Annotated in this window: 10 protein-coding genes; 7 read left to right on the forward strand and 3 right to left on the reverse strand. The window is 56.8% G+C overall.

Annotated elements, in window-relative coordinates; genetic code table 11:
* Nucleotides 1-61: 61 nt before the first annotated feature.
* From fbaB to N7922_RS08790, 7 genes are all read left to right on the forward strand, one after another.
* The gene (gene fbaB, locus N7922_RS08760) at nucleotides 62-1114 is read left to right on the forward strand and encodes a class I fructose-bisphosphate aldolase (RefSeq protein ID WP_263100156.1); all 1053 of its coding nucleotides are present in this window, start codon (nucleotides 62-64) and stop codon (nucleotides 1112-1114) included.
* 238 nt (nucleotides 1115-1352) lie between these two features.
* A complete protein-coding gene (locus N7922_RS08765) occupies nucleotides 1353-2507 on the forward strand; it encodes a mandelate racemase family protein (RefSeq protein ID WP_263100157.1) in 1155 nt (384 codons plus the stop codon).
* A 104-nt stretch (nucleotides 2508-2611) separates the two neighbouring features.
* A complete protein-coding gene (locus tag N7922_RS08770; protein ID WP_263100158.1) occupies nucleotides 2612-4240 on the forward strand; it encodes an ABC transporter substrate-binding protein in 1629 nt (542 codons plus the stop codon).
* Entirely contained in the window at nucleotides 4237-5274 is a 1038-nt protein-coding gene (locus tag N7922_RS08775; RefSeq protein WP_263100159.1) for an ABC transporter permease, read from the forward strand. The genes N7922_RS08770 and N7922_RS08775 overlap by 4 nt, the downstream gene beginning before the upstream one ends.
* A complete protein-coding gene (locus tag N7922_RS08780; protein ID WP_263100160.1) occupies nucleotides 5271-6176 on the forward strand; it encodes an ABC transporter permease in 906 nt (301 codons plus the stop codon). Before N7922_RS08775 ends, N7922_RS08780 begins: the two co-directional genes overlap by 4 nt.
* Nucleotides 6148-7011, forward strand: coding sequence for an ABC transporter ATP-binding protein (locus N7922_RS08785; RefSeq protein ID WP_263100161.1), 864 nt, complete (start codon nucleotides 6148-6150; stop codon nucleotides 7009-7011). The genes N7922_RS08780 and N7922_RS08785 overlap by 29 nt, the downstream gene beginning before the upstream one ends.
* Nucleotides 7012-7021: 10 nt before the next feature.
* On the forward strand, nucleotides 7022-7795 hold the full coding sequence (locus N7922_RS08790; RefSeq protein WP_263100162.1) for an ABC transporter ATP-binding protein: 774 nt from the start codon (nucleotides 7022-7024) through the stop codon (nucleotides 7793-7795).
* A gap of 51 nt (nucleotides 7796-7846) precedes the next feature.
* Here N7922_RS08790 and yegS read toward each other — a convergent pair whose 3' ends face one another.
* The 3 genes from yegS to N7922_RS08805 all read right to left on the reverse strand — a co-directional run bounded on the left by yegS (nucleotide 7847) and on the right by N7922_RS08805 (nucleotide 11230).
* Nucleotides 7847-8746 carry a lipid kinase YegS gene (yegS, locus tag N7922_RS08795; RefSeq protein ID WP_263100163.1) on the reverse strand — a complete coding sequence of 300 codons (900 nt, stop codon included), beginning with the start codon at nucleotides 8744-8746 and terminating at the stop codon, nucleotides 7847-7849.
* A gap of 267 nt (nucleotides 8747-9013) precedes the next feature.
* The gene (yegQ, locus tag N7922_RS08800; RefSeq protein WP_263100164.1) at nucleotides 9014-10372 is read right to left on the reverse strand and encodes a tRNA 5-hydroxyuridine modification protein YegQ; all 1359 of its coding nucleotides are present in this window, start codon (nucleotides 10370-10372) and stop codon (nucleotides 9014-9016) included.
* 117 nt (nucleotides 10373-10489) lie between these two features.
* Nucleotides 10490-11230 (reverse strand): tetratricopeptide repeat protein, encoded by a 741-nt coding sequence (locus N7922_RS08805; protein WP_263100866.1) that lies wholly within the window; start codon nucleotides 11228-11230, stop codon nucleotides 10490-10492.
* Nucleotides 11231-11377 lie beyond the last annotated feature (147 nt).

The raw sequence follows: 11377 nt of genomic DNA on the forward strand, positions 1-11377 counted from the left end.
CGGCGAAAGTCGGGTAAGGACAATCCATTTCGCCTTGCGCGAAGCTTACGGGAGCATAGCTATGACTGATATCGTGCAGCTACTTGGCAAAGACGCCGACAGCCTTCTGCAACACCGTTGTATGACCATCCCCGCCGACCAGCTCTATCTGCCAGGAAACGATTATGTTGATCGCGTGATGGTGGATAACAACCGCCCGCCTGCGGTGCTGCGTAATATGCAGACGCTTTACAACCACGGGCGTCTGGCCGGTACCGGGTATCTGTCAATTTTGCCGGTAGACCAGGGGATCGAACACTCAGCAGGCGCCTCGTTCGCGGCGAACCCGCTCTATTTCGATCCGAAAAACATCGTTGAGCTGGCGATCGAAGCGGGCTGTAACTGCGTCGCGTCCACCTATGGCGTGCTGGCTTCGGTCTCCCGTCGTTATGCGCACCGCATTCCTTTCCTGGTGAAACTTAACCACAACGAAACCCTCAGCTATCCCACGGAATACGACCAGACGCTGTACGCCAGTGTGGAACAGGCGTTCAACATGGGAGCGGTGGCGGTTGGGGCGACCATCTATTTTGGTTCGCTGGAATCGCGCCGACAGATTGAAGAGATCTCGGCGGCGTTTGAGCGCGCGCATGAGTTGGGAATGGTCACCGTATTGTGGGCTTACCTGCGCAACTCCGCCTTCAAAAAAGAGGGCGTGGATTACCATGTGTCCGCTGACTTAACCGGCCAGGCGAACCATATCGCTGCGACCATCGGCGCGGATATCGTGAAGCAGAAAATGGCGGAAAACAACGGCGGCTATAAGGCGGTGAACTTCGGTTACACCGATGAGCGCGTCTACAGCAAGCTGACCAGCGACAACCCCATTGACCTGGTGCGTTACCAACTGGCGAACTGCTATATGGGCCGCGCCGGGCTGATTAACTCCGGTGGCGCAGCGGGAGGCGATACCGATCTCAGCGACGCCGTGCGCACTGCGGTTATCAATAAACGCGCCGGCGGCATGGGCCTGATCCTCGGTCGTAAAGCCTTCAAGAAAAGCATGACGGACGGCGTGAAGCTGATTAACGCCGTGCAGGATGTCTACCTGGATGACAAAGTAACGATTGCCTGATGACCATTATCCCCTTTCAATGAGAGGGGATATAAATGTAAAACATAGTTTCACTTCACTAAAACCCTCTTCCCGATCTCCATCACACTTCCGAAACCTTTTGTGAAAACTGTCACGCATTGTCGTGCGCATGCCCAAAAAATGGCCAATGCTTAGCGGAAATTGTCCGAGGATGCGACGCATTTTTGTGCATATATTCTGTTATGAAACGGCTTTTCAAAAACACCAAGGACATGCAATGAAAATTGAATCTGTAAACGTCACCGTCTTTCAGCATCCCACGCGACGGGTTTCCGACAGCGCCGGGCACTCGCATCCGGGGCCGGAAAGCCAGGCGAAAATGGCGATGCTGACGATTACCGCAGACGATGGCAGCAAAGGGTATGCGTTTGCACCGCCGGAAGTTGTGCGTCCCTTTGTGCTTAATGCCTTTTTCCGCAAAGTGATGGTGGGCCAGGATCCGTTTAACCGCGAACGCATCTGGCAGGATTTGGTGCACTGGCAACGCGGTAGCGCCCATCAATTGACCGAACGCGCGTTGTCGTTCGTCGAACAGGCGCTGTGGGATCTGATTGGTCGAAAACTCAATATGCCGGTGTATAAACTGCTCGGCGGCTTCCGCGATAAAGTGCCGGCCTATGGCAGCACCATGTGCGGCGACGAGCTGGAAGGCGGTCTCTCCACCCCGGAAGAGTACGCGGCGTTTGCCGAAACGCTGGTGGCGCGCGGCTATAAAGCCATCAAACTGCACACCTGGATGCCGCCCGTTAAATTCGCGCCTAATCCGAAAATGGACGTGAAAGCCTGCGCTGCGGTGCGCGAAGCGGTCGGGCCGGATATCGATTTAATGATTGATGGTTATCACTGGTACAGCCGTACCGACGCGCTGTACATCGGCAAAGAACTGGAAAAACTCAACTTCGCCTGGTTCGAAGAGCCGATGGAAGAAGAGAGCATGTCGTCGTATGTCTGGCTGGCGGAAAATCTGTCGATTCCGATTATCGGACCGGAAAGCCTGGGCGGTAAGCATCACAGCCGTGCTGATTGGGTTAAAGCGGGCGCTTGTGACATCCTGCGCGCCGGGGCTAATGGCGTCGGCGGGATTTCGCCCACGCTGAAAGTGGCAAATCTGGCGGAATCGTTCGGGATGGACTGCGAAGTTCACGGCAACGGTGCGGCAAGCCTCGCGGTGATAGGCGCGATCCGTAATTGCCGTTGGTATGAACGCGGTTTGCTGCACCCGTTCCTGGATTACGACCAACCGGCGGCGTATCTCAACACGATTGTCGACCCGATGGATGAAGAGGGTTTTGTCCATTTGCCGCAGCGTCCGGGGCTCGGCGAAGACATTAATTTTGCGTATATCGAAGCCAATACCCTCAGTCACGACTGATAAAAAATAATAAATGCCCGGGAGCACTGACTTTCGGGACGCGTAGGCCGGAGGAGGCGCAAGCCGCTATCCGGCAAAACGTACCCTACAAACGGTATACACAGATGAAAAAATCCTCCCTCGCCGGAGCGTGTTTACTCGCGCTCTCGCTGATGATGGGGAGTGGGGCGGCACGCGCTGCGACGCCGCCCGACCAGCTCATCATCGGCATGAACATGAACAACCTGCTCACCCTCGATCCGGCAGCCATGACCGGTAACGAAGTGGTCGGGATTGTGGTCAATCTGTATGACTCGCTGGTCGAACTGGATGCCAACGAGCTGACTAACGTCAAACCCGCGCTGGCGGAGTCCTGGGATATCAGCCCGGATGGCAAAACCCTGACCTTCCATTTGCGCAACAACGTCCGCTTTCATTCCGGCAATCCGCTGACCGCTGAGGATGTGGTGTGGTCGATGCGCCGCCTGCTGCATCTCAATCTTGCCCAGGCCTCGGTGTGGAAATCTTACGGTTTCAGCAAAAAAAATATTGATGAGCAGGTCTCCGCGCCGGATGCGTACACCGTGCAAATCCGCCTGCCGAAAGCCAACGATCCGCAACTGGTGATTTACTCGCTGGGGGCGCTGGGCAATCTGGGTGTGCTGGACAGCAAAACGGTGCAGGCGCACGAGGTGAATAATGATTGGGGCAACCGCTGGCTGACCACCAACGAAGCCGGTTCCGGCCCTTTTATGCTGGAAACCTGGCAGGCGAAAGATGTGCTGCGCATGAAGCGCAATCCGCATTACTGGCGCGAAGAGCCGAAACTTAACCGCGTGGTACTGCGCCACTTCCAGGAGTCGCAAACCCTGCGCCTGATGCTGGCCAAAGGCGATCTGGATGTCGCCAACAATATGGCGGTGTCCGACATCAATGCGCTGCGTAAAGATCCCAACGTAACCGTCGAGGCGGTGCAAAAGGGCACGGTCTACTACGTGGCGATGAGCATGAAAGAGCCGCACTTTGCCAACCCGAAAGTGCGCGAAGCGGTGCGTTATCTGATTGATTACCAGGGCATCAATAAAGCGCTGATGCCGGGCTATGGCGTCCTGCACCAGCGCCCGATCAAAGCCGGGATGCCATCAACACTGCCGGACCCTGGCTACCGGCTGGATATTCCGCGGGCGAAAAAACTGCTGGCGGAAGCCGGTTATCCAAACGGTTTCGACACCACGTTACGCGTGCTCGCCGATCAACCGTTTCTCAATATCGCCATTGCGGTGCAGTCGACGCTGATGCAGGCCGGTATCAACGCCAAAATCGTGACCGGTACCGGCAACCAGATTTACGGCGCGATGCGTGAACGGAAATTCGACATGCTGGTCGGTCGCGGTGGCAGCGGGGTCGAGCCCCATCCACACTCCAGCCTGCGTGCGCTGGTCTATAACCCGGACAACAGCGACGAAGCCCGCCTGACCAACTTCCAGGGCTGGCGCACCAGTTTTTACGATAAGCCGCTCAATGAGATGATCGATAACGCCTTGCTGGAGCGCGATCCGCAGAAGCAGAAAGCCGATTACCAGCAAATCCAGGTGCGTTATGACCAGTTGATCCCGGCGCTGATCCCGCTATCGCAGATGGTGGATTCCGTGGTGGTGCGTAATGAAGTGAAAAACTTCCAGTCGCACCCTTCCGCCACCACCTTCCTGCGTGAAGTGTACAAAACCACCGCCAGCGGAGGAGAGAAAGGATGAGTACGCTGCTGCTTGCGCCCGGTTCGCGGGCCAGACGTGTGTCGAAACGGTTGACCCAGGTGATCGTCACCCTGTTCGGGTTGCTGTTACTGACCTTTTTTATCGGCCGTGTCATGCCTATCGATCCGGTGCTGGCCATTGTCGGCCCGGATGCCGATCACAGCACTTACCAGCAGGTTTACCAGCAACTGGGTTTTGATAAATCGCTGATGACCCAGTTTGGTATCTACCTGAACAACCTGCTGCACGGGGATTTGGGCAATGCGCTACTGACCGGCAAACCGGTGATGGACGATATCGTGCGCGTTTTTCCGGCGACGCTGGAGCTGGCGACGATGGCGATTATTGTCGGCGCCGGGTTAGGTATTCCGCTGGGGGTACTGGCTGCCGCCCGTCGGAACTCGCTTTCTGACTATGTGGTGCGCATTATCAGCCTGGCCGGTTACTCCACGCCTATTTTCTGGGTCGGCATGATGGGGTTGTTGCTGTTCTATGCCTGGCTCGGTTGGGTGGGCGGCGCAGGGCGGTTGGATCTGGGGCTGGATGGCGTTGTACCGCACCGCACCGGGTTGATTACCGTCGATGCGCTGCTGGCAGGCAACGGGCAGGTGTTCTGGAATGCGTTAAATCATCTGGTGCTTCCGGCATCGCTGCTTGGCTTCCACTCACTGGCTTACATCAGCCGTATGACCCGCAGCTTTATGCTGGCGCAACTGTCGCAGGAGTTCATTATCACCGCACGGGTGAAGGGGTTGACCGAGCGGCAGGTGATCTGGAATCACGCCTTTCGCAACATTCTCGTGCAGTTGTTAACGGTGGTGGCGCTGGCGTACGGCTCGTTGCTGGAGGGGGCGGTACTGATCGAAACGGTCTTCTCGTGGCCGGGGTTCGGCTCCTACCTTACCGGCAGTTTACTGCTTGGCGATATGAATGCGGTGATGGGCTGCGTGCTGCTGGTAGGGGTGATTTTTGTGCTGCTCAATTTGCTCTCCGACATGCTGTATCAACTCTTTGATCCGAGGACGAAATCATGACGGTCTCTTTTGATACGCCGGTTCCCTCAGCCCGCCACGAACGCACCCTGCGGCTCAAACGGGGAGTGGGGCGCGCGGCGGGCTTCCTCGGCAAGATGGCGCGTAACCCGCTCACGGCGATTGGCGGCAGCATCATCTTGCTGTTGTTGATGGTGGCGATTTTTGCGCCGTGGATTGCGCCCTATAACCCGCTGGTACAGGACCTGGACAGCGCGCTCTCTCCGCCGAATGCGGCGCACTGGTTCGGCACCGACGAGTTTGGCCGCGACATCTTCAGCCGCCTGGTCTATGGCTCGCGCATCACGCTCTATATCGTGCTGCTGGTCTCAGTCACCGTCGGGCCGCTGGGCCTGCTGCTGGGCGTGAGCGCCGGGTACTTTGGCGGCAAGGTCGATATGGTATTGATGCGCGTGACCGACATTTTTATCTCTTTCCCGAGCCTGGTGCTGGCGTTGGCGTTTGTCGCCGCACTTGGCCCTGGTCTTGAGCATGTGGTGATTGCCATTACGTTAACCGCCTGGCCGCCGATTGCGCGTCTGGCGCGAGCGGAGACGCTCTCTTTGCGCCAGGCTGACTTTATTTCCGCGGTGCGTCTGCAGGGTGCTTCTCCACTGCGGGTGCTGTGGCGTCACATTGTGCCGCTGTGTCTGCCGTCGGTGATTATCCGCATCACCATGAACATGGCCGGGATCATTTTGACCGCCGCGGGTCTCGGCTTTTTAGGCCTTGGCGCGCAACCACCGGAACCGGAGTGGGGCGCAATGATCTCCAGCGGACGGACATACATGATGGAGTGCTGGTGGGTAGTGACCATTCCGGGGCTGGCGATTTTGATCAACAGCCTGGCGTTTAACTTCTTGGGAGACGGCTTACGTGACATCCTCGATCCTCGCAGCGAATAATGCACCGCTTCTCGATGTGCGCAATCTGCACGTTGATTTTGTCAACGGAGGCGCGATCACCCATGCGGTGCGCGGCGTCTCTTTTACCCTCGGTCAGGAGAAACTGGCGATTGTCGGCGAGTCGGGTTCCGGCAAGTCCACCGTCGGGCGCGCGTTGTTGCGTCTGCATCCGGCCAAAGCGCGCATTCGCGCGGATGCCATGCAGTTTGGTGATGTGGATTTGCTGAAGGTGGACGAAGCGCACATGCGCAGCGTGCGCGGCAAACGCATCTCGATGATTATGCAGGATCCAAAATATTCGCTGAACCCGGTGGTCTGCGTGGGCGATCAGATTGCGGAAGCCTGGTTGACGCATCATCCGGGGAAAAAAGTCGAGGCGAAAGCCAAAGTGCTGGAAATGCTGGATGTGGTGCGTATTCGCCAGCCGGAGCGGGTGTATCACCTCTATCCTCACGAGATCTCCGGCGGCCAGGGGCAACGTATCATGATTGCGATGATGCTGATCACCGACCCGGAACTGGTGATTGCCGATGAACCCACCTCGGCGCTGGATGTGTCCGTGCGTTTGCAAGTGCTGGGGTTGCTTGACGATCTGGTGAAATCACGTGGGCTGGGGCTGATTTTTATCAGCCATGATATCAATCTGGTGCGCAGCTTTTGCGACCGCGTGCTGGTGATGTACGCCGGGCGCGTCGTGGAATCCATTGCGGCGAACGATCTGGATAACGCCCAACACCCGTACACGCAGGGGCTGATTCACTCTCTGCCGGAAATTCACAACCGCCGTCCGGTGCTGCCCGTGTTGCAGCGCCAGGCCAGCTGGCTGGGTGAGTAAGGAGGGCAAGATGATTACTGTGCAAAATCTCAACCTGGCGTTCGGGGAAGGGGAAAAGCGTAACCAGGTACTCAGCGATGTCAGCTTCTCGGTGCAACCGGGGGAGATTTACGGCCTGGTGGGCGAGTCCGGTTCGGGTAAGACCACGGTGCTGAAGTGTCTGGCCGGGCTGTTCACGCATTGGGAAGGAGCGCTGGCGATTAATCAGCAGCCACTGGAAAAGCGCCTCAGCCCACCGCGTTGCCGACTGGTGCAGATGGTCTTCCAGGATCCCTATGGTTCGCTGCACCCGCGGCATACCATTGGCGATATTCTTGCGGAGCCGTTGCAAATCCACGGCATTCATGACAGAGACCGGCGGATCAACACGCTGCTGGATAAGGTGGGGTTAAGTCGTGCTTTTCGCGATCGTTACCCGCATCAATTGTCCGGCGGGCAGCGCCAGCGCGTGGCGATTGCCCGGGCGTTGATCCTCGAACCGCGTGTACTGCTGCTGGATGAACCGACGTCGGCATTAGACGTGTCCGTGCAGGCGGAGATCCTCAATCTGCTGGCGGCGCTGCATCAGGAGTCGCAACTGACCTACCTGATGGTGACGCACGATCTGGGAGTCATTGCTCATTTGTGCCAGAAAGTGGCGGTGATGCAGTATGGCAAAATCCTCGAAACGCTCACGGTGGATGCGCTGGTCAGCGGCGCGGCGCAAACGGCGTATACGCAGATGCTGGTGAACGCCAGTCAGCAGTACAGCCGCGAAATGGCGCGGGAAGTGGCGGCGTATTGATGACCTGTCAGGCCGGACTGGCGCTGCCATCCTCCGGCCTGAAAACGCCCGCTAGCGCAATAACGGGCAATCCGGCGGTAACCGGCACTGCAAGGCGCCGGGGAGCACTTCAATGCGGAAATGCTCCCCGCGCAGCGGTTCACCGTCGAGATTAAAGGTCAGCTCGTGGGGGGCATTCACCTCAAACCAGGCCGATTTTCCGTCAACAATATGCGGATTATCATCCGGTTGCGTTAACGTGGTGAACAGTGCAGGCAGGAGCTCATCGCCGGTAAAAATACGCAGTTGCAATAACCCATCGTTAATCAGCGCCTGTGGGCAAAGCTGCTGCCCGCCACCTGCCTGGCGACCATTGCCGATGCCAATCACCAGCGCATCGCCCTGCCAGTGAAAATTGTCGCCACGAATTTCGCAGCGATCCGCTTTCAGCATGTCTATGCGCATCAGACCGTGGATCAGATAGGAGACACCCCCGAGGGCGGCTTTGAGTTTTTCCGGCGTTTCGCTGGTAATGCGGGTGCCAAAGCCGCCGGTCGCCATATTGATAAAGCAGGTTTTATCGTTAACCCTGGCGATATCCACCGGCACCGCTTTGCCGACAATCGCCAGCTGCAACGCTTTGTCCAGCGCGTCCGGAATGGCGGCGCTGGTGGCAAAATCGTTGGCGGTGCCGAGCGGTAAAATGCCCAATGCCGGAACATGCTCCCCCGCGCATTCCACCAGTGCGGTTGCCACTTCGTTAATGGTCCCGTCGCCGCCACCCGCGATCACCGTTGCGACGCCGAGCTGCTGCGCCTCTTTCACGTAACGTGCGGCATCGCCTTTTTCCCAGGTCACCCGCACCTGAATAGCCATACCTTCATTGCGCAGCAGCGTTATCGCTTCGCGCAGCGTTTCGTCACCGGCGCTTTTACCGTTGAGGATCAATAAGCTTGTGGGAAATTCATGCATCCTTTTTCACCCTGGCTGAACAACATCAGCAAAGTGTACGTCAGGAAACGGGGATGCGGAGGAAAAGCGGAATAATGGAGAAAAAAAATCAGCCTGCGTAAGGGAGATTACACAGGCTAAGGAGGTGGTTCCTGGTACAGCTAGCATTTATGGGTTATGTTTTTCAGCGAGGTGGATGATACCCATATTAACCGCAACGGTATGTGATCCGATTCTAAGAATCTTATCCTGCAATAAATAACCGTGCTTAACTATCCAGGACGCTGCTCAGGCGTGCGGATTTCGCGTTGACTGACCATCAAAATTGCGCATTAACAGAGCATATTCCAGCGCCATATCTTCCGGTACCGGCAGCCAGACGGTATAACCGTCGCCGGGTGCCACCGGCATCGCTTCGCCTTTGGCGTTTTCCATCTGTTCCAGCGTGAAGTTAACGTTGCCTTGCGGCGTCATCAGCTCCAGGCTATCGCCAACGGAGAACTTGTTTTTCACCGCAACCGCGGCGAGATGGCCTTTGCGCTCGCCGGTGAACTCACCGACAAACTGCTGGCGCTCGGAGACGGAGTAGCCGTATTCGTAGTTCTGGTAGTCATCGTGGGTGTGGCGACGCAGAAAACCTTCGGTATAGCCACGGTGCGCCAGACCTTCCAGCGTTTCCAGCAGCGAGGTGTCGAACGGTTTCCCGGCGGCGGCGTCGTCAATGGCTTTACGGTAGACCTGCGCAGTACGGGCGCAGTAATAGAACGACTTGGTGCGGCCTTCGATTTTCAGCGAGTGCACGCCCATTTTGGTCAGGCGCTCAACGTGGGCAATGGCGCGCAGATCTTTGGAGTTCATGATGTAGGTGCCATGCTCGTCTTCAAAGGCGGTCATATACTCGCCCGGACGCTGTGCTTCCTCAATCATAAACACTTTGTCTGTGGGCGCGCCGACACCCAGCGTCGGTTCAATGTTCTGCACCGGGATCGGTTCGTGAACATGCACGATATTCCCGATAGTGTCTTCTTTGCCTTCCTGCACGTTGTATTCCCAGCGGCAGGCATTGGTGCAGGTGCCCTGGTTCGGATCGCGTTTGTTAATATACCCTGAGAGCAGGCAGCGGCCGGAGTAGGCCATGCACAGTGCGCCGTGAACAAAAATCTCGATTTCCATTTCCGGCACCTGGGTGCGGATCTCTTCAATTTCTTCCAGCGACAGTTCGCGGGAGAGGATCACACGTGTCAGGCCCATCTGCTGCCAGAATTTTACCGTTGCCCAGTTCACGGCGTTCGCCTGAACGGAGAGGTGGATCGGCATCTGCGGGAAATGTTCTCGTACCAACATGATAAGCCCCGGATCGGACATAATCAGCGCATCCGGCCCCATATCCACCACCGGTTTTAAGTCGCGGATGAACGTTTTCAGCTTGGCGTTGTGCGGGGCGATATTCACCACCACGTAAAACTGCTTGCCCAGCGCATGGGCTTCGTTAATGCCGATTTGCAGGTTTTCGTGGTTGAATTCGTTATTGCGCACCCGCAGCGAGTAACGCGGCTGGCCAGCATAAACGGCGTCCGCGCCGTAAGCGAAAGCGTAACGCATATTTTTCAGCGTTCCCGCCGGGGAAAGGAGTTCCGGTTTAAACATGATGGTCTCATTCTGATGACAGGTCAGATAGCCTCACCGGGGTGAGGCTGCAGGGGAGTTCCCCTGATTTCAGGGCGGGAATTGTAGCGCCGGGGGCAGGGGGAGTAAACCTGCGCGTCAATCCACGCGTAAGTATTTACCGTCGGCGCTGACGTTATGACCAAAACCGCAGTTCATCGGGTCATCGGCATCGGTTTTTGCATTCAGTGTTTGCTTGTCTGCCGACAGCGTCAGCGAAATGGTGCAGTGCGCAATATCTTCATCGTCGTGCAGGTTGATGTCGCCTTTATTCTGTTTGAAGGTCACTTTCTCCGAGAATTCACCGATATTTGGCCCGTAATAGAGTCCCATGAGACCGAACGCGTAACCCGCCCAGTCGGCCTGATAGCGGTCATTACCTTCTGCTTTCAGGGTCAGTACTTCCCACTCACCACGCCCGGCATATTGCCAATATTCGCCAGCGGCGGACGTCGGTTTTGGCAGCGCGAGTAGCTTGTCCTGAATACGCGAAAGGTTATATTGCGACTTCTGATCGTCCGGCATGATTTGCAGCCAGGCTTGCGCTTTGCGGTATTCGCCCTGGCGGATGAACGTCAGCGCCACGTTATTGTAAGCGGTGGCTATCAGTACCTCATTGGGCTGATTTCCGCCGTATTCACACTGTTCAAGCCACGCGGTTTGCTGAATGAAAGCCTCCCTGGCTTTGGCGTAGTTTTTGGCCTGATAGAATTGATTGCCCTGTCTGGCGTAATCGTTGATTTTGGCGCAGTCGGCGGCGATTTGCGCCTCGGTGATCACCGCCTGGCAGCCAAACGCGGCAAACAGCAGCGCCAGTGCGCCGTAACCATATTTCCTCATCATCCTTTACCTTTTATTGACGACGCTATTAGCAGCCTGATCCGTTGTTATCAAACAGTCATTTTCGCGGTTGTCATCATACAGAGGGTAAGGAAATTGTTCGCGGGCAAATACCCTACCAGTAAAGATGGGGCAGACGGGGGAAGC

It is taken from the genome of Kosakonia sp. ML.JS2a, assembly GCF_025642095.1.
GTDB lineage: Bacteria > Pseudomonadota > Gammaproteobacteria > Enterobacterales > Enterobacteriaceae.